Source organism: Amorphoplanes digitatis, assembly GCF_014205335.1.
Classification (GTDB): domain Bacteria; phylum Actinomycetota; class Actinomycetes; order Mycobacteriales; family Micromonosporaceae; genus Actinoplanes; species Actinoplanes digitatus.
Genome location: NZ_JACHNH010000001.1, coordinates 2,694,228 through 2,720,050, shown reverse-complemented (window position 1 = coordinate 2,720,050; position 25,823 = coordinate 2,694,228). Strand labels below are relative to the sequence as shown.

Genomic DNA, 25,823 nt, shown 5'->3' with positions numbered 1-25,823 from the left:
GTGCCATCTGATTGGCGTGTTGGATGTCAACGCGAAGCTTCCGAAAGCTCGAGGACCTGGATGCCGCCGCGGTCGCCTACGCGAGCCGCGCGGAAGCCCTGCCCGCCGCCGGCCTCGCGGTGGAGCGTGAAGCGTTCACCGTGGAGTGTCTGCCGCTCGCCCACCGGCTCGCGGGCCGGTTCCGCGGCCGGGGCGAGCCCGTGGAGGACCTGGAGCAGGTCGCCCGGCTCGGCCTGATCAAGGCCATCGACCGGTACAGGCCCTCGCGCGGCTCGTTCACCGCGTACGCGGTGAGCACGATCTCCGGCGAGCTGAAGCGCTACTTCCGGGACACGGCGTGGGCGGTGCACGTGCCGCGTCCGGTCCGCGAGCGCGTCCTGGCGGTACGACAGTCCCGGACCCAGCTGACCGGCGAGCTGTGCCGGACACCGACCGTGGCCGAGCTGGCCGCCCGCATGGGTGTCACCGAGGGCGCGGTGAACGAGACGTTGGTGGCGAACGGCGGGTACTCCCCCGCCTCGCTGGACGCGCCGTCGGCCGCCGGCGCCGGCGCGACCGCCCGTACGCTCGGTGACCGGCTCGGGGCGAGCGACGACGACCTGGAGCTGGTCGACGACAAGGTCACCGTCGCCGGGCTGCTGATGCGGCTGCCGGCCCGCGAGCGCCAGTTGCTGGCGATGCGCTTCTACGGCAATCGGACACAGACCGAGATCGCCGCCGAGCTGGGCATCTCGCAGATGCACGTCTCCCGGCTGCTCAACCGTGCCCTGTCCTGGCTCCGCGAGGCGATGCTCAGCGACACGCCGCCGCGGTGGACCGCCACCGCCGTCGCACCGGGGCTGCGCCTCTCGGTGGACCGCGAGGGCGGCGTCCTCACCGTACGGGTAAAGGGTGAGATCGATCGGGACTGCGCGCCCCGCCTCCGCGGCTGCCTGCGCCACGCGGTCGCGACCACCGGGGTGGAGCGGATGGTCGTGGATCTGGCCGGCGTCGCCCTGCTGGACGCCGCCGGCGTGACCGTCCTGGTGGACGCGGCGTCGGCCGCCGCCGCGGCCGGCGTCGAGCTGAGGCTGGCGAACGCGGGACCGCACGTGCGGCCGACACTCAAACTCTGCGGCCTCGCCGGGCTGACCGGCGGCTGACCCGGCCGAGCGAGGCCCACACGACCTTGCCGCCGTCGACCGGGAGCCATCCCCAGCTGCGCGCCATCCCCTCGACCAGCAGCAGGCCACGACCGCCGGACTCGTCGGGGCTACGGCGCCGCGGTGCCACGACCGAGCCGTCCCGCACGGCGATCGTCACGTACCGCGGCAGGAGCGAGATCCGCAACGTCGCCATCGTGCCCGCGTGGTCCATCACATTGGTGATCAGTTCACTGGCGATCACGCAGGCCGGCCCGACCAGGACGGGCAGATCCCAGCGCAGGCAGGCGTCGGTGGCGACCCGGCGGGCATGGCGGGGCGCACCGGCGACCGGAAGCAGGTCGTCGATCACCGAGGGGAGGCTGCGCCCGTCGGCGCGGACCCGTTCGCGTGCCGACGCGACGGTCACCCGGAGCGGAAGCCGTCGGTAGGTACCGCCGAGGAGCACGCGGCGGACCGGGCCGGCCGGCGCGCAGAACAGCACCGGGATGCCCGGCCAGCGTGCCGCCTGGCGGCTGACCGCCGAGAGTACGGTCAGGGCGATCGGCTCCTCGATCGACAGACCCGCCAGGTCGACGAAGAGGGCGTCCGGCTGCTCGGCCAGGCACTTGAACAGGCTGGTCCGCACCGACGCCACGTCGACCAGGCTCAGCCGTCCGGTCAAGGTGGCGGTCAGACCGTCCGAATGGGCAACCACGGAACAGTCGACCGCCATGGTCCCGACCTCCCTAGACGAACGGCTGCCCCCCGCGGTCCGAGCCTTCGTCGCGCTGAGCTCAGGCTAACGCAGACATCGACCCTCGAACGGGTGCGATCCGGTGGCCTGGCCCTGTGTTGGTACGTACCGCCGTGACCTGCGGATCAATTGTGCATCGATTGTGAATTAATCCTCAGCGGCCGTCGCGCCACCGCTATTTGTGCGTAACAAGTGCATGAAGTTGCCGGCTCCGACGAAGGGATGACGGAATGCGCATGCGCACACTGCTGACGATCGGCGCGATGACGGTGGTCGGGATCTCCGGCCTGGTGGTGGCTCCCCTGACGTTCGCGGCGCAGGCACCCGCCGGCGCCTGCCCCGACGTGGAGATCATCGGCGCCCGCGGCACCACCGAACGACCCGGGCTCGGCGTGCTGATCGGGCCGCTCGCCCAGCAGCTGACCCGGGGCCTGTCCCAGACCGTACGGGCGACCGCCGTCGACTATCCGGCGTCGTTCAACTACCAGGCGAGCGTGCGGGAGGGTGTCACCGCCCTGGCCGCCGACCTCAAGCGCACGGCGGCGGCCTGCGCGCGGACCCGCTTCGTCCTGGCGGGCTACTCGCAGGGCGCGAACGTCGTCGGCGACGCCCTTGTCGGACGGTCGGCCGGCGGCCGGGCCGCCGCCGCGCAGCCCGCGGTGCCCGCAGCGCTGTCCGGCCGGGTCGCGGCCGTGCTGCTCTTCGGGGACCCGACGTTCACCGCGGGCGAGTCCTTCAACGTGACGGACGGCGCCAGGTCGGGGATCCTCGCCCGCGGTGACGGCCGGCTCGACGCGTTCGCCGCCCGCACCCAGTCCTTCTGCAACCGCAACGACCGGTTCTGCCAGGGCGGGACCAGCCTGGCGGCGCACCTGGACTATTCGAAGTTCTTCGGCGACGCGGTCGCCTTCACCCGGCGCCGGCTCGGCTGACCCGGACCGGTCAGCCTCGCGGCTGCCAGCGGAACAGGCGCAGGGCCGGCGGCGCGGCCAGCACGAGGAGCAGGACCAGCGCCACCGTCGCCGGCAGCACCGGCACGGCCTCCCAGCCCGACCTGGTCAGCTGCGCGACGGACGCGCCGGGCAGGGCGAGCAGCGCCGCGCCGACGTCTCCCGGCGGCGCCACCGCGACGCGGTAGCCGCCGCCCACGATCGCCAGCGCGAGCGGGACGGTGGTGAACTGGGCGTACTCGGGGCCGGAGGTGAAGGCGGCGGTGCCGACCGCGAGCACACCCGCCAGCACCGTCCCGGCGGCGAGCGCCAGCACGGGCGCCGCCGGCCGGGACGGTGCGGGCGCGCCCGCCACCGCGACGATCGTGAACAGCAGCGCCGCCTGAAGCAGCGTCAGCACCACCGCCGGCGCGAGCACGCCCGCGATGATCGCGGTGTCGCGGGCGCCCGACAGCCGCAGCCGCTTGAGCACGAACTGCTGGCGCCGCGACGCGAGCGCCGTGGTACCGGCCGTGTACGCCGTGAGCGCCATCAGGGTGACCACGACCAGCGCGGCGGTCGCGCCGTCGCCGGCCTTGCCCGTGTCGGACTCGGCCCACACCAGCAGCGCGCCGAGCGCCGTCGGCAGCACACCCGCCAGCACCATGGCCGGCACGCTGCGGGTCAGCATGCGCAGCTCCGCGCCGGCGATGAGCAGCACCGCACGCGCCGTCACAAGGTCACCTCCGTTCCGGCGATCCGGTGGAAGACCTCGGTGAGCGAGCCGGAGCGGCGCACCTCGTCGACCGTGGCGCACAGCGCCAGCCGGCCCGCGTCCATGATGGCCACCCGGTCCGCCAGCTCCTCGGCCTCCTCCAGGTAGTGGGTGCTGAACAGGATCGTGGTGCCGCGCCGCGACCGCTCCCGCAGCACCTGCCAGGTGTGCAGGCGGGACTGCGGATCCAGGCCCGAGGTGGGTTCGTCGAGGATCAGCAGCGGCGGGTCGCCGCAGAGCGCGACGGCGAGATCCAGCCGGCGGCGCTCGCCGCCGGAGAGCTGCCGCACGCGCCGGGTGGCCCGGTCCGTCAGCCGCAGCTCGTCGATCAGCGCGGCGGCGGGCCCGGCGACGTCGCGACGGCCGCGCAGGCGCAGCCACAGCCGGACGGTCTCGCGCACCGTGAGATCGGGTGCGCAGCCGCCCTCCTGCGGCACCACCCCGACCTCGCCGGCGACGGCGCGCCGCGCGAGCCAGGGGTCGCGCCCGAGTACCCGGATCGTGCCGCCGCCGGCCCGGCGCTCGCCCAGCAGCAGCTCCAGCGCGGTCGTCTTGCCGGCGCCGTTGGTACCCAGAAGGGCGAACAGGTCGCCCCGGCCGACGGTGAGGTCGATGCCGTGTATCACCTCGGCGGTGCCGTACGCGAAACGCAGGCCGGCGCAGGCGATGATGCTCTCTGTGGTCATGGGCCGAGTCTCGGCGCGCCCGCGGCTCCCGGGTAGTGACGTCGTGGCACCGGCGCCGATGACAAACGTCATGAACCTGTCCCGTGATTCCGTCGCGGGGCACCCGGGCCGCATCATGGGTGCGTGAAGCCCACCGCGCGGACGTCGACCGGCCTGGTCGCGCTGCGCCGGCTGACCTGGTGGGGCACCCTCTGCTGCCTGGTGTTCATCGCCGTGCTCGCCGTGTCCGAGGCGCTCCCGGTCCGGCCGGCCGCCGTCCGGCTGCTGATGATCGTCACCGTGCTCGGGGTGTGCGCGGTGGCGGCCCGCTACTTCGCCGTCGCGATACAGGGAGCGCGCCCGCCGGGGTGGCGGCTCGCGGCCGTCGCGGCGGCGGCCGGCGGCGGCATCCTGGCGCTGTCCCGGGTCGCGGCGGAGGGCGGGTTCCCCTGGGTGCTTCCGCTCGCGGCGCTCATCGCGGCGGTCTGCGCCGGCGTCGACCGGTCCTGGCGGTGGGTCCTGCCCGCCGGCGCCGCCGTGACGGCCGCGTCGTCCGCGATCGGGTCGGCCGCGAGCTCCTGGACCGTGCCGGCGACGAACGCCGCCCTCGCCGTGGTCTGCGCGCTGGGGTTGTACTCCCAGGTCTGGGTGCTGCGGGTGGTGCAGCGGCTGGACCGGGCGCACCACCTGGAGCGGGACGCCGCGCTCGCGGAGGAACGGCTGCGCTTCGCCGCCGACCTGCACGACATCCAGGGGCACAGCCTTCAGGTCATCGCGCTCAAGAGCGAGCTCGCCGAGCGGCTGGCGGCCGCCGACCCGGCGCGGGCGGTCGCGGAGATGCGCGACGTGCAGGCGCTGGCCCGCCAGGCGCTGGGCGACACCCGCGAGGTGGTGCGCGGCTACCGCGCCGTCTCGCTCGACACCGAGATCGCGAACGCCGTCCGGGTGCTCAACGCCGCCGGCATCGAGTCCACCTGCGAGCGTTCCGGCGCGCCGCCGCTGTCGATCGCCACCGAGAACCTGCTCGGGCTGGTCGTGCGGGAGTGCACCACGAACGTCCTGCGGCACAGCGCGGCCCGGCGCTGCACGGTGTCGCTGGGGTGCGGCCCGGACGGGGTCCGGCTGCGCTTCAGCAACGACGGACCGCTGGGTGAGACGGCGGCGCCGGGCGGCCTCGCCGTGCTCGCGGACCGCCTCGCGGCGGCCGGCGGCCGGCTGGACCGGACCCGGACCGAGACCGAGTTCGCGGTGAGCGCACACCTACCCGCCGAGGCACACACGTGATCCGGCTCCTGCTCGCCGACGACGAGGACCTGCTGCGCGGCGCCCTGGGTACGCTGCTGGGCCTTGAGCCGGACCTGCGGGTGGCCGGCGAGGCCGCCGACAGCCTGGCCGCGGTCCAGGTCGCCCTGCGGGTCCGCCCCGACCTGGCGGTGCTGGATCTCGAGATGCCGCCCGGCGACGGGTTGCAGGCCGCCACGGACATCCGGGTACGGCTGGGCATCCCGGTCGTGCTCGTCACCCGGCACGCCCGCCCGGCCGTGCTGCGCCGGGCCCTCGCGGCGGGGGTGGGCGGCTTCGTGCCCAAGACGACGCCGGCGACCCGGCTCGCCGAGATCATCCGTGCCGTGCACGCCGGCCGGCGCTACGTCGACCCGGAGATCGCGGCGAGCGCGCTGACCGAGGACGACTGCCCGCTGACCGCCCGCGAGCTCGAGATCCTGCGCGTCGTCCGCGGCGGCGCGCCGATCGCCGACATCGCCGCGGCGGTGCACCTGGCACCGGGCACGGTGCGCAACTACCTCTCCGCGGCCATGGCCAAGCTGGGCGCCGCCACCCGCCACGCCGCCGCACACCACGCCTGGGAACAGGGCTGGATCTAGGGCCTGTCCTGCCCTAGTTGAGCCGGAACCGGCCGCCCTCCTCGATGTACCGCGCACCGTACGTGCTCGCCGCGCCGGTGATCCTGAAGTAGTCGTCCTCGGGCACCCGGGCACGGTCCCGGTGCAGCCGCCCCCGGGCGTCGAGATAGCTGGTGGTGCGCGCGCCGGCGCCGTCGACGTGGTCGATGCCGAACACCCAGCGGTAGCTGCGCCGCTGGGCGGTGACCGACACCCGCAGCGTCTCGCGCTCCGCGACCGTGACGTCCAGGTCGTGCTCGGCGAAGAACGGCTTGCCGGAGTGCATCAGGGACCGTGGCGGCCGGTCCATGTCCAGGGTGACCACCCGGGCCTGCGCATCGCCCTCGCACCCGGTCGTCAGCTCGGTGCCGGCGGTGCTGGGTCCGGCCCGCACGCCGTCCGCCCGTACGTCCAGGATGCGGGTGGGGCGCTGGAGCAGGCCGGTGATGACGATCTCGATGGTGATGGCGCCGACCGGCGCGGCACGCTCCCGGGCGAGGAAGGCGTCGAACGCCGGCGTCTCGGAGCCGTCGGTGGCCAGCAGCGGCGCGGCGCCGGTCCGCGGGTCGATGACCCGGTCGAGCGCGAAGACCTGGCCGCAGGCGGGGACGGTGTCCACCGCGGACTGGAAGCCGCTTCCGGGCGTCGGCACCGGTTCCGGCGGCGGGGGCACCACCCGGTTGACGTACGCGGTGGCCGCGGCGACGAGCACGGCCGTGACGCCCGCGACGACCAGTGCGACGATCTTCGCCGACAGCCGCTGCCACCACGGTGGCCTCGGCTCCGGCGCGGCACCGGCGGCGGGCCGGGTCGCGCCACGGCCGGGTGATCTCTGTCGTCGGCTCACGCCTCAGGCCGCCGTACAGCCGGGGTCGGTGGCGAGCCGGTCCGCCACCGCGCCGCCCAGCCGGCGCAGTGGTCCGCCGTCGCCGTACGCCCGCACGGTCGCCACGCACCGGCCGACCGCGAGCGACAGCAGGTGCCGGCTGTCGTCCTCGGGATCGAACTCGTCACCGGCCCAGACCCACGCCGGCCGTCCGGCGCCGCCGACCCGGGCCGGCACCGGGCCCCGGCCGTACTCGGCCTGCTCCCGCGCGGCCGAGGATGCCCCGGCGTCGTCCCGCGCCAGCCAGGTCACCGCCGCCACCACCGTGGTGCCGTCGATCGACGGCGGCAGCAGGCGGCAGCCGGGCGCGGGCATGTCCAGCGCCGGCTCCGGCCGGATCTCCGGCCGCACGCCCGGGTACGCGGCCTCGTAGTCCGCGGCGGTCAGCAGCCGGCAGGCGTCGGGCCACTGCCCGGCGGCGATCGAGGTGCCGAGGAACCCGGTCGCGCCGCCGCTCGTGCCCAGCCTCGAGATCCGGCTCCCCTGCGGCGTACCGGATTGGAGCAGGACGGTTCCGTCCGCGTCCGCCCCGATCACCTCGGTGTCGGCGAGGCCGGTACCGGACAGCGTCAGCTCCCCGCTGCGCTCGTCGACGGCGGCGAGGATGCCGGGCCAGAGCGGCGGCGCACTGCCGACGAGATACAAAACCCCTTTCCGCGTACGGAATGGATGGTCGGCGATGGGCAGCGGCACCGACCGTTCCCACCGGGGCGTGCCGGTGACCGGGTCGACCATTGTCAACGTGACCGTGCGCCCGTCGTCCCGCCGCGCGAGCAGCCCGTTCGCCGGCGACCCGGACGGCTCGACGGGCTCGGAGCCGGCCGGGAGAAGCACGGGCCGGCCGTCCGCCACGCGGTAGAGCACGTCCGTCTGGTCGACGGCCAGGATCAGCCGCGTCCCACCCGCGGTGATCATCTCGATGCCGTTGGAGCCGTCGAAATCACCGGGCTCCCGCGGCACCGCCCGGGACCACCGCTCCCGGCCCGTCCCGCCGTCGAGGACCCGGATCCGCTGGACGTCACCGCACGCGTCGGCCACCGCGACGAACCCGGTACCGGCGACCGCGTTCATGAGGAAGCAGCCGTCCGGCACCGCCCGGGACCACCGCGGCCGGCCGTCGCCGGGCCGCAGTCGGGTGACGGTGTCGCCGCAGCGCACCGTGAGCCCGTCCGCGGCACCGGTGTCGACGTCGATCAGCTGGTCCACACAGGACCCGGTCGTCCACCGCCACCGTGGTGCGCCGGACTCGGCGTCGAGGGCGCGCACGCCGCCGCCGTCGATCAGCAGGATCAGGTCGCCGGCGAGGGCGGTCACGCCGCCCTCCGGCGATCCGGCACGCCAGGCCACGCGGCCGGTGGCGAGGCTGACGGCGTCCACGCCGTCGTCCGCGGCGAGGAAGGCCAGGCCGCCCGGCGTGGTGGCGAGGCGCCGGTGGTGCGGGCCGGTCACCCACCGGCCGGGCGTCGTGCCGGCCCACCGGACCGTTCCCCGGCGCGCGTCGACGACCTCGACGCGGTGCCGCCCGCGCGGCCCGGGAGCGAGGTCGAGCACCGCGAGGTTCTCCGACCGGGCGTCCAGGGCCGCGTCGGCGTCGCCGACCGTACGCTCCCAGCGGGTGACGAGGCCGCCCGCCGGCAGCCCGGCGGGCGCGGGCCGCGAGGTGTCCTCGTGCCGCAGCAGTGCGGCGGACGAGACGAGGGTGATGAGTACCGCGCCCGTGATCATTGCGACGAGCCGGGCGGATGGCCGAAAACGCACAACTCAAGCTGGGGTGCGCCGGCGCCCGGGGCCAGCACAGTGTCGCGTTCAGGACACCGGAACCAGCCGTTGGTGTGCGGGCCCGCTAACCGGCCGCGGCCAGGACCTCCTCGGCGCGCTCCCGGCGGCGGCCGAGCTGGGCCGGGTCACCGGGCGGGCGCTGGCCGGCATCGGGTCGGTGTCGTTCGCCGCGCCGGGCTTCTTCTCCGGCGGCGCGCTCGAGCCGGGCCCGGCCGGCATCGAGCCGACCGAGGGCCTGGACACGTTCGTGCGGCGCTGCCTCGCCGAGGGCAACGGGGCAGGGCACCTCAGCGACGCCGAGCAGCGCGAGCTGCTGCGCTTCGCAGAGGCCAGCACGCCCGGCCTCGAGGTGCTGCGCGGCTCGCGGCGGCTGGTGCACGCCGACTTCAACCCCAAGAACCTGCTGGTCGGCCGGGACGACGACGGCCACTGGCGGGTCACCGCGGTGCTGGACTGGGAGTTCGCGTTCAGCAGCGCGCCGCTGTTCGACGTCGGCAACATGCTGCGCGACCCGCGGCCGGCCGCGTTCGAGGCGGGCTTCGTGGACGGCTTCCGCGACGGCGGCGGCCACCTGCCCGCGGACTGGCGGCGGCTCAGCCGGGCACTCGACCTGTACTCGCTGGCCGACCTGCTGACCCGGCCCGTCGACCATCGCTACTTCCGCCGCGCGGTCGAGCGGATCCGCGACCTGGTAGCGGCCTGACTACTTGACCGCCCCGCCCGTGATGCCGGAGATGATCCGCCGCTGCGCGACCGCGAAGACCACCACCAGCGGCAGGCTCATCAGGATCACGTACGCGAAGATCAGGTGCCAGTTGTTGAGGTAGAGGCCGGCGCTCGCCACCCGGAACAGGTTGAGCGGCAGCGTGTCCAGCCGGCCGCCGACCACGAAGAACGCGTAGAACACGTCGTTCCAGACGTACAGGCAGATCAGGATCGTCGCGGTGGCCAGCACCGGGCGCAGCAGCGGCAGCACCACCCGGCGGAAGACCAGCAGCGGGCCGGCGCCGTCGATCTGGGCGGCCTCCTCGAGGGCGACCGGGATGGTCCGGACGAAGCCGGTCACGAAGAAGATCACCGTGGAGAGGTAGATGCCGAGGTAGACGCAGATCATGCCGATCACCGTGCCGGCGAGGCCAAGCTGGCGCAGCAGCAGCACCACCGTCACGACGGCCGGCGGCAGGATGACGCCGCTGATGCCCAGGGCGTACAGCGCGGCGATGAGCCGGGAGGAGCGGCGGGCCAGCACCCACGCGGCCATCGACCCGAGTACCAGGACCAGCGCGACGGTCGGGACCACGATGATCAGGCTGCCGAGGAAGGCGGCCGGCACGTCCGCCTCGGTCCACACCGTGCGTACGTTGTCGAGCAGGTGCCATTGCGACGGCGGCGACAGGTCGGGGTTGATCGCCTCGCCCTGCGACTTGCCCGCGGTGGCCACGACGAGCCACAGCGGAATCCCGATCAGCGCCGCCACCAGGACCAGCGCGGCGAACGGCTGAAGCCGGCGCCACAGGGGCCAGTCGCTCACAGGATCTCCTCCCGCCTGCGCAGCACGTAGATGACCGGGAACGCGAGCAGCGCCACCATCAGGAACAGCATCAGGCTCATCGTGGTGGCCTGCGCGAACAGCCCCTGCCCGAACGTCCGGTAGATGAAGATGTTGAGGATCTCGGTGGTGCGTGCCGGGCCGCCGCCGGTGGTGGCCTGCACGATGTCGAAGCCGTTCATCGAGCCGAGCAGCGCGGTCGCGACGTTGAACGTGACCGCCGGCGCGAGCAGCGGCACCCGGATGGTCCAGAACGCCCGCCACCGGGAGGCGCCGTCGATGCCCGCGGCCTCCACCAGGTCGAGCGGAATGGACTTGAGGCCGGCCAGGTAGATCAGCATGGACAGGCCCATCCACTTCCAGGCGTGGATGAGCGCGACCACGACGATCATCCAGGTGGTGTCGCCGAGCACGCCGGTCGGCTTGAGCAGCGCCTGGAAGATGTAGCCGACGGCGAGCGCCGACATCAGGACCGGCAGCAGCAGGAACGTCCGGGCGACGCGGTTGACCAGGGTGTCGCGTTCCAGGAGCACGGCGAGGCCGAACCCGGACACGTTCTGGAAGATCGCGACGAGGACGGCGTAGACCAGGGTGATCCGCAGCGAGCGCCAGAGCGTGCCGTCGGACGCCAGCGAGGCGAAGTTGTCGAGGCCGACCGGGTTGATCTCGCTCTTGAACCCGGACCAGTCGGTGAACGCGTACACGAAGTTGAAGACGGTCGGCAGCACGAAGAAGACGACAAGGACCGCGTACGCGGGGATGAGGAACCACAGCGGATGCGTGCCGCGGACGATGGGCCGGCGGCCGCGGCGTGGCGCCGCGGCCGGCACGACCGGTACGGGTGCGAGGGTTGCCGTCGACATCAGAAGCCGGTGGCCCCGGCGGCCTTGGCGAGCTGGGCGAACTGGCCCTGGGTGGCCTCGGCGACCTGGGCGGGCGTCATGGTCCCGGCGATCATGTCGGCGAGGTTGAGGTACAGGTCGGGGTTTGCGACGGCCAGCGCCTGCATCGAGCCGACCGAGTCGCCGAGCGAGGCGTGCACGTCGAGCAGCGCCTGCGGCACCCCTGCCGGGTCGGCGACCGCGGTCTGCAACGACACCGTGTTCCGGTCGGCCACGAAGTCGGCGTAGCCCGGACCCATCCAGTACGCGAGCAGCTGGCGCGCCGCAGCCTCGCGCCCGGCGTCCCCGGTCCGGAACGCCACGAGCGCGTTTGACTGGTCCGGGATGAAGGTGCCGACGTTGCCCGACGGCGAGATCGGGAAGAAGCCGATCTTCTTGTTCAGCGCGGCGGTGTCCGCCTTGGCCTGCAACTGCCCGAAGAACGAGTTGACCTGCACCACCATTGCGGCCTTGCCGTCGAGCAGCGCCGCGCCCTGGTCCTCGAACTTGGCCGTCTTGATGTCGGAGTTGAACAGGCCCTCACCGATCAGCGCCTGGTACTTCTCGATGGCGCCGAGCACGGTCGGGTCGGTGAACTTCTCGGAGCCGCTGTTGATGCGGTCCCAGAGCCCCTTGCGGGCCGCGTCCGCGAGCTGCACCTGCACCCACCACTGTGTCGCCCAGCGGTCGGCGCCCATCTCGTAGAACGGCGTCACGCCCTTGCCCTTGAGCTGCCGGGCCAGCGTGACCATCCCGTCGAAGCTCTTCGGGAGCTCGGTGATCCCGTTGGCCGCGAAGACCTCCTTGTTGTAGTACACGCCCTCGACCGCCGGGCTGGTGACCAGCGCGGCGTAGCGGGTGTCGCCGAGCAGGCCGGTGATGTCGCGCAGCGCCGGGTTCAGCGCGGGCAGCCACGGCGCGCCGGTGAGCGGCTGGAGGTTCGCCTTCGCGTTGATCGCGGTCAGCATCGACGCGGTCGGCTGCCAGAACGCGAGGTCCGGCTTGTCACCCGTGGCGACCTTGGTCTGTACGCCCTGCTCGTAGGGGTCGGGGATGGTCACCACCGAGACGGTGGCGCCGGTCGCCCGCTGAAAGCCGTCGATCACCTTGGTGGGCACGGTGTTGCTGTTCTGCGCGGCCCAGATGGTGAGCTTGACCCCGTCGAGCCGGGCCGTCGGCTCGGGCCAGGTGACGGCGCCGCCGTCGGTGGCGGTCTCGGTCGCGCCGGGGTCGGAGCAGGCGGCGAGGCCGAGCAGAAGGGTGGCGCCGGCGACGGCGCTGATCAGGCGTCTCATGTCTGTCCTTCGGTCGGGGTGAGGCGGAACAGGCGGGCGGAGAAGGGTTCGTCGCCGGGCGCGGTGACGGTGAGCGTCCCGTCGGCCGGCGACCGGTCGCAGGTCCACGCGGGCAGGTGCCGCGGGTAGAGCACGTCGGCCACGACGGGGCCGTCCGCCGGGAGCGTGATGCTCGGCGGCGCGCCGGGCCGCCGCCACAGCGCGAGGTAGGTGACGCCGGGCGCGCGCAGCGCGAGCGCCAGCCAGGCGTCGTCCCACCCGGGCAGGCCGAGCGGCCAGGCGGGCGTCGCGGCCGCGAGGTCGGCGCGGATCATCCGGTACGCCGCGACGCCGTCGCGCACGGATCGCCGCTGCGGCTCGCTCATCGCGTCGAGGCGCCCCGACAGGTAGAGCCGGCCGGCCAGGCCGGTGACCATGGCGTACGCGATCTGCTCGTCGCTCATGCCGGGTTGCGGATAGGCCCAGTTCGCGGCCTGCTCGGGCAGCATCGAGAGCGGCGCGGACACCGCGATCGGCGGGTAGCGCCGCCAGTCCTGCTGGTCGCTCGTCGACTGCAACTGCATCCGGCTGAGCAGCGCGTAGTCGGCCCGCATCCCGCCGGAGGCGCAGTTCTCCAGGATCAGCGCGGGGTGCCGAGCGTGCAGGGCGTCGAGCCAGTCGAGGTGTGCCCGGTTGTGCCCGAGCAGCCCGGCGCCGGCGCTGTCCGCGTGAAGGTCGGTGCCCGCGCCCGGGTCGATGTTGTAGTCGAGCTTCAGATAGCCGGCGCCGAGCTGCTCGACGAGCCGGTCCACCACCTCGTCGAGGTGCGCGACCGCGGCCGGGTGCCGCAGGTCGAGGTGGTACCGGCCGTGCTCGACCAGCCGGACACCGCCGCGTTGCAGGAACGCCGCGGCGGGCAGCTTGTCCTGCATCGGGCTGCGCACCCCGACCACCTCGGGCTCGAGCCAGAGGCCGGCGGTCATCCCCCGCTCGTGGATCCGGGCGATGACCTCCTCGATGCCGCGCGGGAAGCGGGTCTGCGACGGCTGCCACTCGCCGACGCTGTCCCACCAGGTGGCGTCGTCGTCGTACCAGCCGGCGTCCACGCAGAACACCTCGGCGCCGGCCTCGGCCGCCGCGTCGATCAGCGGCAGCAGCTTGGCCGTGGTGGGGTCGCCCATCAGCGTGTTCATGTAGTCGTTGAAGACCACCGGCAGCGCGGCCCGGTCGGGGTGCGGCCGCACCAGCGCCCGCCGGTGCGCGGTGAGCTGGGCGACCGCGTCCTCCAGGCCGGCGCCGAGCGCGAGCGAGACGGGCACGGTGGTGAACGACTCGCCCGGCTCGAGCCGCCGCTGCCACTGGTGGTCGAGGTCGGTCGGGCCGAGCAGCGCCAGGTAGGCGCCGTCGAGCCGCTCGCCGGTCTCCCACCGCCACGGCCCGTTGTGCTCGATCTGCCACAGCCAGGCGCCGCCGTCGCAGTCGACGAGCCCGCCGACCGGCAGGTGCGTACCGGTCGACCAGGTGCCGGTGCTGACCTGGGCGTACCGGCCGCGTCCGTGCTGTGCGTGCAGCGGCAGGCCCAGGTCGGGCACGAGGGTGTCGCGCAGTGGGCGCCGGGTCCAGCGGCCCTCGCCCAGCCATTCGCCGCGCCCCGAAAGCAGGTCGAGGCCCGCGACGCGGCCGCTCAGGCCGAGGGCGAGCGAGGTGACGCCGAGCAGCAGGATCGGCTCGGCGCCCTCGTTGGTCACGGTGGTCCACGCCTGGCAGGCGGCGACGCCGTCGGCCGAGCGCAGGGTCACCCGGGCGGCCAGCCCGCTGCGCTCGTCGCGCTGGTCGACGCGCAGCTCGTGCCAGCGGCCGTCGCGCCGCTGCTCGCTGCCGCGCATCCGCATGCCCCGGCCGATCTCGGTGCCGGCGAAGCGCTGCGAGACGTGCGCCCGGCCGTAGCCGGCGGCGAGCACCTCGACGAGCGGTTGCGTCGTGCCCTCGCCGAGCACGGCGGGCCCGTCGTCCGGCGCCTCGATGACGATCCGGAGCGCGCGGTGCCCCCAGGTGACCCTCATCCGACCGGCGCGGCGAGCTGGATGCGGTCGATGTTCGGCGCGTAGCCGGTGGAGGCGTTGCCGAACGTGATGGTGTTGGCTCCCGCGGCCAGGTCGACGTCGACCACCGTGGTCCGGTAGTTGGACCAGCCGAGCGTGTTGCGGAAGTAGACCTTCTTCGCCGCGCCGCCGTTGGCGCTGATCTCGGCGTACCGGTCGACGATGTTGCTGTTGTAGTTGGTCGCGCCGTCGCCGAGCTCGCCGTTGGCGTAGCCGACGACCATGCGGTAGCGGCCCGCGCTCGGCACGGTCACGCCGTTGAAGCGCAGCGTGTTGGCGCCGCCGGCGCCCAGCCAGCCGACGTAGCGGCCGCCCGAGGCGGCGGCGTCGGCGGTCACCACGGCGGTCCCGCCGAGCGTGTTGGCCGCGCTCTCCGCCTCGTACGCGGTGACCACGCCGGTGGCGGCCGCGACGTCCAGGTAGTCGAGGTTGACGGCGTCCCGGTCGTCGCTCGCGTACGCGTTGTACTCGACCCGGCTGATCCCGGCCGGCAGGAAGACCTTCGTGGTGGCGGTGTTCCAGGTGCTCCAGTCGGCGGTGCCGGGCAGGGCCACGGTGGTCAGATCGGCGCCGTTGAGCCGCAGGCGGATCGAGCGGTCGGCCGGTGCGCCGGTGTACGGCCCGGCCGAGTAGCGCAGGCCCAGGTTGTAGTAGCCGTCGGACGGCACCGAGACGACGAACCGGGTGCTCGCGGTGCCGCTCGCGCCGTAGCCCTCGACGAAGTAGGTGCTGACGATCTTCGCGGTGCCGCCGATCGCGGCGTACTCGGCCTCGTAGCGGCGTGCGGGTGCCACGTCGCCGTTCGGGGTCACGATGACCTGGTAGGCGGACTGGCCCTTCAGTCCGGTGAGCGGGATGGTGGCCTGCCCGCCGCTCGCCGCGAAGTCGCCCTCCTTGACCACGTACGGCCCGGCCGACGGGTTGAGGCCGGAGGTGTCCACGCCCCAGACGGTCGCGTGCACGGTCGTGCCGAGGTACGACGGGATGCCCTTGACCAGTACGTTCGTGTCGTAGGTCCCGGTGCCGGGGTTGTTGCCGCCGAAGATCACCCGGGCCTGCTTCTTGCCGGCGTCGAGCGCGGCGAGGCCCTGTAGCGAGCCGCCGGCGCTGGGCGGCGTCACGGCGACGGTGTTGCCGGTGAGCTCGCCGTACCACTTGTAGAGCCACCAGCCGCCGGTCGCCTGGTTGTTGCGGGTGACCAGGTCGTTGAGCCCGCCCGCCGTGGTCCAGTACGCCAGGCAGCCGTCCACCTTGCTGGCCTCGAACTTCGCGACGAACTGCACGAGGTTGCCGGGCACGCCGAGATCGCCGGACGACCGGCCGTACTCGTTGATGGTGATCGGCCGCGCGCTCACGCCGAGGCCGGTCTCGATCGCGCGGTAGTCGTTGTAGTGGCTCTGCCAGCTGGTGAAGAAGTCGTTGCCGAGCTCGTGCCAGGTCATCACGTCCGGGAGCACGCCGTTGTCGCGGGCGAAGGCGAGGAACGTGCGCAGGTCGGCCGAGCGGTAGGAGGCGAAGTTCGGCCCGGCGACGCGGGCGCCGGGGTCGATGGAGCGGATCCGCCGCACCACCGTCCGCCAGTCGGCGAGCAGGCCGGCGAGGTTGCCGGAGTACCAGATGAGGTCGGGCTCGTTGAACGGCACGTAGACGTAGGAGCTCCGATACGGGTCGGCGACCACCTTGCGGGCGATGGTGTCCACCTTGGCCAGATAGTCGGCGATCCCGAGGTTCTCGTACGGCCACTGCTTGTAGATGTCCTGGAGGTAGATCTGGATGTCGCGGCCGCCGGCGCGCTTGAACATCGGTGCGATCCGCAGCGCGTCGCCGTTGGGGTGTTGCAGTCCGTCGGGCGCCTTCTGGGCGGTCACCTGCGGCTTGAGGGCGGCCAGCATCGTCTCGTTGGGTATGCCCTCGTCGCCCAGCCCGTACAGGAAGCCGGTCGCGCCGTAGCGCAGGGCTCCCGTTCCGGCCGCCAGGTCCACGGTGAGCTGCGACGCCGCCGCGCGCGCCGGGGTAGCGATCGTCGTGGCCGCCAGCGCGATGACGCCGATCATGGCTACTGTCCTCGATCTCATGACCCTCCCTCGGATGTGACCGGTCACATTCTCAGGCATGAGTGTGACCGGTCACATATCCGCGCGGAAGAGCCCGTTACGGTTTTGTTACCTCGGTGTTGCGGTCGACTCCCGGATCACCAGCCGGGGCGCCTCGAGCTCGACCTCGGGCCCGCCGGCCAGCACGGACACGCACTGACGGCCCAGCGCCGCGAAGTCCATCCGCACCGTGGTCAGCGCCGGCGTCCAGTACGCCGCGCCCGGTACGTCGTCGAAACCCACGATGCTCACGTCGCCCGGCACGTCCCGGCCCGCCTCGAAGAGCGCGCGGCGCACGGCCAGCGCGGTGTCGTCGTTGCCACAGAGGATCGCGGTCACGTCCGGGTCCGCCGCCAGCCTCCGCCCGGCCAGGTAGGCGGAGCGCGAGTCCCATCCGGCCTGGACCACCTCGGGCGCGGTCCTGCCCGCGGCGTCCAGCGCGTCACGCCAGCCGGCCTGCCGGGCGCCGGCCGGCACCTCGGACGGTATCGCCACGTGGTGCACCGTGCGGTGGCCCAGCCCGAGCAGGTGCCGGGTCGCGGCCGCGGCGGCCTGCCGCTCGTCCAGGAAGATCATCCGGCAGCCGGCGCCGGGCAGGCCACCCGCCTCGGTGGCCGCCACCACCGGCACCTCCGGGGGCAGCATGCGCAGCACGCCCGCGCCCGCCGGATCGAAGGCGACGACCACGACGCTGCCGGCGGTCGGGTCGCTCACGTAGTCGACGGCGTGGCGCACGTCGGCCGCCGACTCCGACTCGACCACGCGGACGCCCACCGCCAGGCCGAGCAGGCGAGCGGCCTCCTCGATGCCCTGAAGGACGCTCGCGTACCCGTAGAGGGTCGTGTTCGAGGTGACCACGGTGACCGCCCGGGCCCGGCCGAGGCCGAGGGCGCGGGCCGCCCGGTTGGGCCGGTAGCGCAGCCGCTCCATCACGTCGACGACCAGCTGCCGGGTCTCGGCCCGCACGTTCGGCGAATCGTTGATGACCCGGGACACGGTCTGGTACGAGACGCCCGCGGCCGCGGCGACGTCCCGGATCCGGGGCGAGGTCTCGCCGCGCCGGTCTTTTGCGCTCAACGCTTGTCGGCTTTCGTCGGGGCCGGTAACGGCACCGAGCGTACGGCTCCCCGCTCAGTCACGGCGCGTCGTGGTCGATATGGGGTGCAGGTGGACACCCACGTTTGGGGGCGAAGGTGAACCTGCCGCGGTGGACCGACCGGCTGATGCGCTATGGCAAGGAATTCGCCCGTCCCCGGGACCAGGGGTCGCTGCGCCAGGTGAGCCGGGCGTTGCTGCTGGTGACGCTGGTGCTGGCCGCGCTGACCGGACTGCAGGCGGCCGTCACGCCGGGGCCGGTGTGGCTCCGGCTCCTCACCGTCGCCGCCCTGGCCGGGGCGGGAGCCTGGTGGATCCGCGGCGAGCGGCGCGGCGCCTTCCCGCTCGCCGGTGAACCGGTGGAGGTCCTTCTCATCCCGCTGCTCGTGGCGGCGCTGAACCTGCACGGCGTCTACTTCGTCTTCTTCCTCGCGCTCAGCTTCCGCTCCCTGTACGGCAGCTGGCGGCTGGTCATCGCCCGCACCGGCCTGTACATGATCATGGTGATCGGCTCCGCCGTTGCCCTTGGCGTGACGCAGGCGGTGCCGCAGGCGCTCGGTACGATGATCGGCGCCGCGAGCCTGGCGATGATCAGCCACCTCTTCGCCGTCAGCCTCGACCGGCAGGACCAGACGATCCGCCAGGAACGGCTGCTCACCACCGCCAGCAGCCGGCTGCAGGCGGCCACCGACCGGGCGGAGATCCACTCCGTGGCCGCGCACGTCGCCGTCGAGCTGTTGGCGGGCAACGGTCCGGTGCGGGCATCGGTCGCGCTGCTGCGCCCCGGCGGGGCGCTGGAGACCGTCGCCGGCGCCGGTGCCGAATCGGCGGCCCGGCACGCCACCACGCTCTCGCTGCCGCTGACCGTGCGGGACCAGATGCTGGGCATGCTCACCGTGAGCTGCGACGGGCCCATCCCCGACGCGGCGCGCGCGGCGCTGACCACCCTCACCGGACAGACGGCGCTGCGCCTGTCCAGCGCCGCGCTGACCGAGGAGCTCACCGATCTGGCGTACCAGGATTCGCTGACCGGGCTGCCCAACCGCACGCTCATTCAGGCCAGCCTGGCCCGGGCACTACAGCGGACCAGGCGCACCGGCCGGCCGGCGGCGCTGCTCCTGCTGGACCTGAACGGCTTCAAGCAGATCAACGACTCGCTGGGACACGAGGCCGGCGACGACGTACTGATCGTCGTCGCCGAACGGCTGCGCACCTGCCTGCGCGCGTCCGAACTGTTCGGACGGCTCGGCGGCGACGAGTTCGCCGTCGTCGTGGAGGACACCGAGGACGCCGCGGCGGCGATCCGGGTGGCCGAGCGGATCATCGACGCACTGCGCGAGCCGTGCAAGGTACGCGGCCACGAGGTGCGGATCGGCGCGTCGATCGGGGTGGCCCTGTCCGACGCCGAGGTGACCAACCCCAGCGACCTGCTGCGCAACGCCGACACCGCGATGTACCGCGCCAAGCGGCGCGGCGGCCACGGCTACGAGCTGTACGAGGTGGGCATGCACGCCGCCGCGCTGGCCCGGCTGGAGTCGGAGAACGAACTGCACAGGGCCCTCGCCCAGGACGAGATGATCGTGCACTTCCAGCCCATCATCGAACTGGGGTCCGGGCAGCTGTCCGGCGTCGAGGCGCTGGTGCGCTGGCAGCACCCCACGAAGGGGCTGCTCGAGCCGGGCCGGTTCATCCCGCTGGCCGAGGAGACCGGCCTGATCGTCCCCATCGGCGCCACGGTGCTGCGGCAGGCCTGCCGGCAGGCCGCACAGTGGCAGCGGCTGCCCGGCCTCGAACTGCTGCACCTGAGCGTGAACCTGTCCGCACGGCAGCTCGAAGACCCCGGCCTGGTGGTCCAGGTGCAGCAGGTGCTCGAGGACACCGGCCTGCCGCCGCGGACGCTCACCCTTGAGCTGACCGAGACCCTGCTGGTCCAGGACATCGCCGCCTCGGTGGCGGTGATCGACGCGCTCCGGGCGCTCGGCGTGAAGATCGCGCTGGACGACTTCGGCACCGGATACTCGTCGCTGACGTACCTGGAACAGCTCCCGATCGACGTACTGAAGATCGACCAGTCCTTCACCCGGCGGCTCGACACGCCGCGCGGGCGGGAGCTGGCCGCCGCCGTGGTCAACCTCGGCAACGCGCTGCACCTACAGACCATCGCCGAGGGCATCGAGCACCAGGAGCAGCTCGACGAGCTGTTCCGGCTCGGCTGCCAGTACGGACAGGGCTACCTGATCGGCAGGCCGGCCGACCCGGCCGACCTGACCCCGAGGCTGCCCAGGCCGGCGGCGCTGGCCGCGGACCGGACGGGCGCACACCACTTAGGCTGACGCCGGAGGTCGCGTGCAGATCCGGCTGCTCGGTGAGTTCAAGGTGGACCGCGACGGAACGCCCGTCCAAGCCCGCGAGTGGCGCCTGCGCAAGGCCCGGACGCTGGTCAAGCTGCTCGCGCTCGCGCCGGACCAGCGGATGCACCGCGACGTGCTGCTGGACGTGCTGTGGCCGGACCGGCCGGTCGCGTCGGCCGCGAACAATCTGCACCAGGCGCTGCACGTCGCCCGGCGCGTGCTCGCCGGCGACGGACCGCACGCCGGGCTGATGGAGCTGCACGACGACGTGGTGGTGCTGCGCGCGGGCGGCCTCGTCGACGTCGACGTGCGGCACTTCGAGCGGCTCGCCGCGGCCGCCCGCGCCGACGGCGGCCTGGCCGGCCTGCGCGCCGCGGTCGCCGCGTACGCCGGTGACCTGCTGCCCGAGGACCGGTTCGAGGACTGGGCGGCATCGCGGCGCGAGGAACTCCGGGAACTCCTCTGTGAGCTGCTCGTCGAGCTGGCGGCCCGGGCCGGCGCGGCGGAGGCCGGCGCGGCGTTGCAGCGGGCGCTCGCCATCGATCCGCGGCACGAGGGTGCGGTCCGCGGCCTGATGCGCCTGCTCGCCGCCGCGGGCCGGCGCCCGGAGGCCCTCGCCCGGTACGAGCGGCTCCGCGACGACCTGCGCGCGGACCTCGGCAGCGACCCGGACCCGGAGACCCGGCGGCTGTACCGGGACCTGCTCACCGCGGACCAGGACGGGCACCGGCCGGCCACGCCCCGGCACAACCTGGCGCCGGCGCTGACCAGCTTCGTGGGGCGGGACCGGGAGATCGCCGACGTGCACCGCCTGCTGACCCCGGGCGGGCTGCTCACGCTGACCGGCGTCGGCGGCGCCGGCAAGACCCGCCTCGCCGAGGAGGCGGCCCGCCGGCTGCTCGGCGCGTACCCCGACGGCGTGTGGTTCGCCGACCTCGCCCGGGTCGGCGACCCGCGCCGGGTGGCCGACGCCGTGGCGGCCGCGCTCGGCCTCGACCCGGCGGCCGGCCCTGACGCGCTGCGCACGCTGACCGGCCGGCTGGCGCCGACCACCCTGCTCCTGATCCTCGACAACTGCGAGCACCTGCTCGCCGCGTGCGGGAACCTCGCCGGCGCGATCCGCCGCGCCTGCCCCGGCGTGACCCTGCTCGCCACCAGCCGCGAGCCGCTGCACGCGCCGGGCGAGGTCACGTTCCGGGTGCCGTCGCTGGCGGTGCCCGGCGCCGCCGAGGGTGCGGGCGACCCGGAGCGCCTCGCGATGCTGCCCTCGGTGCGGCTGTTCCTCGACCGCTCCCGCGACGTGCGCCCCGGCTTCGGCATCGACGCCGGCAACGCGGCCGCCGTGGTGGAGATCTGCCGGCGCCTCGACGGCATCCCGCTCGCGATCGAGCTGGCCGCGGCCCGGATGTCGCACCTCGAGGCGGTCGAAATCGCCGAACGGCTGCACGGGGCGTTGTCCCTGCTCGGCCGCCGCGGCCAGCTCACCCGCCACGCGACGCTGCGGGCCACCCTGGAGTGGAGCCACGCCCTGCTCGCCGGCGACGAGCAGATCCTGCTGCGCCGGCTGGCGGTCTTCGCCGGCGGCTTCTCGCTGCCGTCGGCCGAGCGGGTCTGCGCCGACGAGCGGCTGCCGCGCGGGGAGATCCTCGACTGCCTCGGCCGTATCGCCGACAAGTCGCTGGTGCAGATCGAGCGTGCCGGCGACCGCTCGCGCTACCGGCTGCTGGAGACGATCCGGCAACTGGCCCGGGAACGGCTGACCGAGGCGGGCGAGGCGGACGCCTTCGACGCCGCGCACTGCCGGCACTTCCTGGAGCTCGCCGTCGGCAACGACCCGGACCGCGCGTCCGGAATCGTCGTCGAACGCCCCCAGGTGCTCGACATCGACCACGACAACCTGCGCGCCGCGCTCGGCTGGGCGGTGCGCAACGACCCCGGGCGGGCGCTGCTGCTCGGCGTGAGCCTGTGGCGCTACTGGCTCGCCCGCGGCCACTTCGTCGAGGGTGCCGGATGGCTGGAGCGCGTCCTCGCGCTCGCGCCCGAGCCCTCACCGGACCGGGCGCGGGCGCTGTTCGCGCTCGCGGTCCTCGAGGCCCGCCGGGGCCGCAGCGACCGGCTGTCGAGCCTGGGCGCCGCCGCGCTCGCGGCCGCCGAGCGATCGGGCACGCCGGCCGACGCCATCCAGGCGCGGCTGATGCGCGGCATCCTGCTGGTCGGCGTCGCCGAGATCGACGAGGTGGAGCGGGTCGCCGAGGCCGCGCTCGCCGGCGACGGGACACCGCCGGTCGCGGCGACGGCACACTGGCTGGCCGCGCTCGCCGCGCTCTTCCGGGAGGACGTACGCACGGCCGGCCGGCGGTTCGCCGCCTGCCTGCGGCACCTGAGCCTCGTCGACCCGGCCGCGGCGCCGTTCCTGCCGGCCGTCACGTTCTGCATGCCGCTGGCGCCGGTCGGCGCCGCCCAGGTGCCGGTCTTCGAGGAATCCTGGCTGCTGGGCCGGCGGGTCGGCGCCGTGCAGGGCCACGCGTACGCGCTGTCCGCGCTCGGCTACGTCCGCCGGCTCGCGGGCGACCTGGCCGGAGCCTTGGAGACCACCGGCCGCTCCGTCGACGCGTTCGCCCGCATCGACGACGACGCCGGCCTGGCGCACGCGCTCAACCACCTCGGCTGCGTGGAGCGCGACGCCCGCCTGTTCGACCCCGCCGACCGGCACCTGCGCGAGGCGTTACGGCTGCGCGAACGCCTCGGCGACCGGCGCGGGGAGAACCTGAGCCTGGCCAACCTCGGCCTGCTGTCGGCCGCGGCCGGCGACCTCGCCGAAGGGCGCCGGCTCGCCCGCGCCGCCCTCGACCGGGGAGAGGCCGTCGACGACGGCCCCGGCGTCGGCGGCGCCCTGCTCAACCTGACGGTCGTCGAGCTGTACGCCGGCGCCCGGGACCGCGCGCGTGCCCTCGCCGAGCAGACCGTCGCGGCGTTCGAGCCACAGGGCTACCTGCGGCTGGTGGCATGGACCCGGCTGCTCGCCGCCGAACTCGCCCGCGACGACGGCGACGCCGAGGCGCTCGAACGCCACGGGCGCGCCGCGGACGCCCTGTTCCGCCGGCTGGGCGCCCGGATCGGCCTGCGCCGCTGCTCAGCGCTGCCGCTAAGCGACGCTAAGTCGGTGCAAAGGGCGGATTCGTAGCGTCGGAACCGCATAGCGTAGACGCGACGAAGGAGTCACCATGACCACGGCACAACCACGTCCCGGCGCCCTCGGCGAGGCCACGCTCGGCGAGCTGGCAGAGGCGCTGCGGGGCGAGCTGATCCGCCCGGACGATCCGGGCTACGACGAGGCCCGGTCGATCTGGAACGGCGCGCACGACCGCCGGCCCGCCCTCATCGTCCGCTGCCACGGCGTCGCGGACGTGCTGAAGGCGGTCGAGTTCGCCCGCAGCGAGGGCCTTCCGCTCGCCGTACGCGGCGGCGCGCACAGCATCCCCGGCTTCTCGACGGTCGACGACGGCCTGGTGCTCGACCTCTCACCGATGAACGGCATCCGCGTCGACCCCGCCCGGCGCACCGTCACCGCGCAGGGCGGCTGCCTGTGGCGCGACGTCGACGCGGAGACGCAGGCGTTCGGCCTGGCCGTCACCGGCGGCCTGGTGTCCAGCACCGGCATCGCGGGCTTCACCCTCGGCGGCGGCGTCGGCTGGCTGGTCCGCCGCTGCGGCCTGACCTGCGACAACCTGGTCGGCGCTGACATCGTGACCGCGGACGGCCGGTACCTGCACGTCAGCGAGGACGAGCACCCCGAGCTGCTGTGGGCGCTGCGCGGCGGCGGCGGCAACTTCGGCGTGGTCACCTCGTTCGAGTTCCGGCTGCACGAGGTCGGCCCGACGGTCTTCGCCGGCCTGGTCTTCTACCACGGCGAGCACGCGGAACAGGTGCTGCGCGGCTACCGCACGGCGGTCTCCGGCGCGCCGGACGAGCTGACCACGCTGGTCAACATGACCACCGCCCCACCGGCCCCGTTCCTGCCCGCTGAGGTGCACGGCAAGCCGATCGTCGCCGTGGCCGGCCTCTGGTCGGGCCGCCCCGAGGACGGCGACGCCGCGACCCGCCCGTTCCGGGAACTGGCACCCGTGGTGGTCGACCTGTTCTCCCCCATGCCGTACACCGCGATGCAGACCATCCTCGACCCGCTGTGGCCGCGCGGCATGTGGAACTACTTCCGCTCGGCGTTCTTCGACGACCTCGACGACGCGACCACCGGGGCGCTGATCCGCTCCTACGCGAACGTGCCGAACCCCCTCACCGAGCTGCACGTGCACCACCTCGGCGGCGCGATGGGCCGGGTACCGGCCGACGCGACGGCGTTCGCCGCCCGGAACCACGACTTCATCCTGAACGTGGTGGCCCGCTCGGCGGACGCGGACGGCTTCCCCGCCGCGCGGGAATGGGCGCGGGGTGCGACCGAGGTCCTCGGCCCGGACGCGGCGACGTACGTGAACTTCACCGGCGAGGGCGGCGAGGACCGCGTCCGCGCCGCCTACCCGAAGGACACGTACGAACGACTCGCGGCCATCAAGGACACCTACGACCCGACGAACCTGTTCCACCTCAACCAGAACATCCGCCCGTCGACCACCCACTGACGGATCCAGCCTCGAACGCGCGGCCCGGCCGAAGCCGGGCCGCGCACCATATTCAAGAAAATTCCGCCACCGCCGCTACGGGAGCGCCTCCCAGTAGGCATCGTGGGCAATGTCCGTCATGTCGCGGAAATCCCATTCAGTCAAAGGTGTAGTCAGCTCCGCACACTTGGCCAACAGCTTTCCCACCTCCTCCAGAAAGTCGATATCAGCGGTCGAGTCGGCGGCCGCACGAATGAAGATCTCCCTGGCCCGGAAGGAATCGCCCTTCAATATTGCAACACCAGCGGAAAGCCGCTCCTCGGATGGCACTCCTGCGCCCAGAAAGGTCTGGCTGGACGCATCGAAGTCGTCGATCACAGGTCACATCCCTTGAGCACACCGTTTAGCGCATCAGCATGGTCCAGGGTGACGGGCTGAGGCAAGTGGATCGTGTGATGCGCTTTGCGGTTTCCGGTCTGCTCCACGCGGAAGCCGGCTTCTTCGAGCTCGCTGACCTTGGCCGTCCGATAGTCGCCACTTTCCTTCATTCTGGAAGGGAGGTGGCTGGACGTGGAAACGCCATGCGGAAAAGGTGAATCGTTCGCTGCGGCCCGGGCCGCATCGGCGGCGAGACCTTCTACCGTTTCCGGGCCCTTACCGAAACGGTAGAGAGTGAGGTCCGGATCGACATCTCTGTTGTGCACCAGAATCGGTGTGCTGCCGGCGAACACATAGCACGTGTGAACCGAGTTCACGTGAGATCGTGCATGAGGTGCGGTCGCCGATCAAGGACCTCACCTCACTCACGAACCGTCGTGGAGAATCCTCTTCGGCGAGAACGCCGAGCAGTCGCGCGGCGGAGCTTGTTCGATCCGCGCCCGTCGCCGCGCACCTCGAAATGCGCCTCGACCACGGCGCTACGCAGCCTCGGCCGCAGCGCACCGAGCCCTTCGTCCAGCCGGGCGGCGGGAATACCAGAACAACCGCCTGTCGACCGCCCACTGACGGGTCAAGACCATGCGAGGGCGTGACCTACTCGGTCACGCCCT

At 73.4% G+C, this 25,823-nt stretch carries 21 protein-coding genes; 8 read left to right on the top strand and 13 right to left on the bottom strand.

Annotation, left to right across the window (positions count from 1 at the left end; genetic code table 11):
- The first annotated feature begins 23 nt into the window (after positions 1–23).
- Positions 24–1,142 (top strand): SigB/SigF/SigG family RNA polymerase sigma factor, encoded by a 1,119-nt coding sequence (locus BJ971_RS11695; protein ID WP_184992419.1) that lies wholly within the window; start codon positions 24–26, stop codon positions 1,140–1,142.
- On the opposite strand, the gene BJ971_RS11690 is transcribed toward BJ971_RS11695, so the two are convergent.
- Positions 1,105–1,806, bottom strand: coding sequence for an ATP-binding protein (locus BJ971_RS11690; protein WP_239087105.1), 702 nt, complete (start codon positions 1,804–1,806; stop codon positions 1,105–1,107). The two genes, BJ971_RS11695 and BJ971_RS11690, sit on opposite strands and share 38 nt — an antisense overlap.
- Positions 1,807–2,108: 302 nt before the next feature.
- On the opposite strand from BJ971_RS11690, the gene BJ971_RS11685 reads away from it, so the two are divergent.
- Entirely contained in the window at positions 2,109–2,810 is a 702-nt protein-coding gene (locus BJ971_RS11685) for a cutinase family protein (RefSeq protein ID WP_184992415.1), read from the top strand.
- 10 nt (positions 2,811–2,820) lie between these two features.
- Here BJ971_RS11685 and BJ971_RS11680 read toward each other — a convergent pair whose 3' ends face one another.
- Both BJ971_RS11680 and BJ971_RS11675 read right to left on the bottom strand, forming a co-directional pair.
- Positions 2,821–3,543 carry a hypothetical protein gene (locus tag BJ971_RS11680; protein WP_184992413.1) on the bottom strand — a complete coding sequence of 241 codons (723 nt, stop codon included), beginning with the start codon at positions 3,541–3,543 and terminating at the stop codon, positions 2,821–2,823.
- A complete protein-coding gene (locus BJ971_RS11675; RefSeq protein WP_184992412.1) occupies positions 3,540–4,268 on the bottom strand; it encodes an ABC transporter ATP-binding protein in 729 nt (242 codons plus the stop codon). Before BJ971_RS11675 ends, BJ971_RS11680 begins: the two co-directional genes overlap by 4 nt.
- 123 nt (positions 4,269–4,391) lie before the next feature.
- Between BJ971_RS11675 and BJ971_RS11670 the strand changes: the two genes are divergently transcribed.
- Together BJ971_RS11670 and BJ971_RS11665 are read left to right on the top strand one after the other, a co-directional pair.
- Entirely contained in the window at positions 4,392–5,531 is a 1,140-nt protein-coding gene (locus tag BJ971_RS11670; RefSeq protein ID WP_203709054.1) for a sensor histidine kinase, read from the top strand.
- Positions 5,528–6,130, top strand: a complete 603-nt coding sequence (locus BJ971_RS11665) for a response regulator transcription factor (protein WP_184992411.1) — start codon at positions 5,528–5,530, stop codon at positions 6,128–6,130. Before BJ971_RS11670 ends, BJ971_RS11665 begins: the two co-directional genes overlap by 4 nt.
- A gap of 13 nt (positions 6,131–6,143) precedes the next feature.
- Here the strand turns inward: BJ971_RS11665 and BJ971_RS11660 are convergent, their stop codons facing one another.
- Both BJ971_RS11660 and BJ971_RS11655 read right to left on the bottom strand, forming a co-directional pair.
- Entirely contained in the window at positions 6,144–6,995 is an 852-nt protein-coding gene (locus tag BJ971_RS11660; protein WP_184992410.1) for a hypothetical protein, read from the bottom strand.
- 3 nt (positions 6,996–6,998) lie between these two features.
- Positions 6,999–8,759: an outer membrane protein assembly factor BamB family protein gene (locus tag BJ971_RS11655; protein WP_184992409.1), complete on the bottom strand. Its 1,761-nt coding sequence runs from the start codon at positions 8,757–8,759 to the stop codon at positions 6,999–7,001.
- Between BJ971_RS11655 and BJ971_RS11650 the strand changes: the two genes are divergently transcribed.
- Entirely contained in the window at positions 8,737–9,516 is a 780-nt protein-coding gene (locus tag BJ971_RS11650; protein WP_260414907.1) for a phosphotransferase family protein, read from the top strand. The genes BJ971_RS11655 and BJ971_RS11650 overlap by 23 nt on opposite strands.
- Here BJ971_RS11650 and BJ971_RS11645 read toward each other — a convergent pair whose 3' ends face one another.
- From BJ971_RS11645 to BJ971_RS11620, 6 genes are all read right to left on the bottom strand, one after another.
- Positions 9,517–10,344, bottom strand: a complete 828-nt coding sequence (locus BJ971_RS11645; RefSeq protein WP_184992407.1) for a carbohydrate ABC transporter permease — start codon at positions 10,342–10,344, stop codon at positions 9,517–9,519.
- Positions 10,341–11,225 carry a carbohydrate ABC transporter permease gene (locus BJ971_RS11640; RefSeq protein WP_184992405.1) on the bottom strand — a complete coding sequence of 295 codons (885 nt, stop codon included), beginning with the start codon at positions 11,223–11,225 and terminating at the stop codon, positions 10,341–10,343. The genes BJ971_RS11645 and BJ971_RS11640 overlap by 4 nt, the downstream gene beginning before the upstream one ends.
- Entirely contained in the window at positions 11,225–12,538 is a 1,314-nt protein-coding gene (locus BJ971_RS11635; RefSeq protein WP_184992403.1) for an ABC transporter substrate-binding protein, read from the bottom strand. The genes BJ971_RS11640 and BJ971_RS11635 overlap by 1 nt, the downstream gene beginning before the upstream one ends.
- Complete coding sequence (locus tag BJ971_RS11630; protein WP_184992401.1) at positions 12,535–14,580, bottom strand: alpha-galactosidase; 2,046 nt, start codon at positions 14,578–14,580, stop codon at positions 12,535–12,537. The genes BJ971_RS11635 and BJ971_RS11630 overlap by 4 nt, the downstream gene beginning before the upstream one ends.
- Positions 14,577–16,673 (bottom strand): carbohydrate-binding protein, encoded by a 2,097-nt coding sequence (locus tag BJ971_RS11625; protein ID WP_239087104.1) that lies wholly within the window; start codon positions 16,671–16,673, stop codon positions 14,577–14,579. Before BJ971_RS11625 ends, BJ971_RS11630 begins: the two co-directional genes overlap by 4 nt.
- A 108-nt stretch (positions 16,674–16,781) precedes the next feature.
- Positions 16,782–17,789, bottom strand: coding sequence for a LacI family DNA-binding transcriptional regulator (locus tag BJ971_RS11620; protein WP_184992397.1), 1,008 nt, complete (start codon positions 17,787–17,789; stop codon positions 16,782–16,784).
- A gap of 116 nt (positions 17,790–17,905) precedes the next feature.
- On the opposite strand from BJ971_RS11620, the gene BJ971_RS11615 reads away from it, so the two are divergent.
- Genes BJ971_RS11615 through BJ971_RS11605 form a run of 3 tightly spaced genes read left to right on the top strand, consistent with a single transcriptional unit; the run spans position 17,906 to position 24,795 of the window.
- A complete protein-coding gene (locus BJ971_RS11615; RefSeq protein WP_184992395.1) occupies positions 17,906–20,140 on the top strand; it encodes a putative bifunctional diguanylate cyclase/phosphodiesterase in 2,235 nt (744 codons plus the stop codon).
- A 13-nt stretch (positions 20,141–20,153) separates the two neighbouring features.
- A complete protein-coding gene (locus BJ971_RS11610; RefSeq protein WP_184992393.1) occupies positions 20,154–23,342 on the top strand; it encodes an ATP-binding protein in 3,189 nt (1,062 codons plus the stop codon).
- 40 nt (positions 23,343–23,382) lie between these two features.
- Positions 23,383–24,795: an FAD-binding oxidoreductase gene (locus tag BJ971_RS11605; protein WP_184992391.1), complete on the top strand. Its 1,413-nt coding sequence runs from the start codon at positions 23,383–23,385 to the stop codon at positions 24,793–24,795.
- A gap of 75 nt (positions 24,796–24,870) precedes the next feature.
- Here BJ971_RS11605 and BJ971_RS11600 read toward each other — a convergent pair whose 3' ends face one another.
- Together BJ971_RS11600 and BJ971_RS11595 are read right to left on the bottom strand one after the other, a co-directional pair.
- Positions 24,871–25,152 (bottom strand): hypothetical protein, encoded by a 282-nt coding sequence (locus tag BJ971_RS11600; protein ID WP_184992389.1) that lies wholly within the window; start codon positions 25,150–25,152, stop codon positions 24,871–24,873.
- Positions 25,149–25,505 (bottom strand): hypothetical protein, encoded by a 357-nt coding sequence (locus tag BJ971_RS11595; protein ID WP_184992387.1) that lies wholly within the window; start codon positions 25,503–25,505, stop codon positions 25,149–25,151. Before BJ971_RS11595 ends, BJ971_RS11600 begins: the two co-directional genes overlap by 4 nt.
- Positions 25,506–25,823 lie beyond the last annotated feature (318 nt).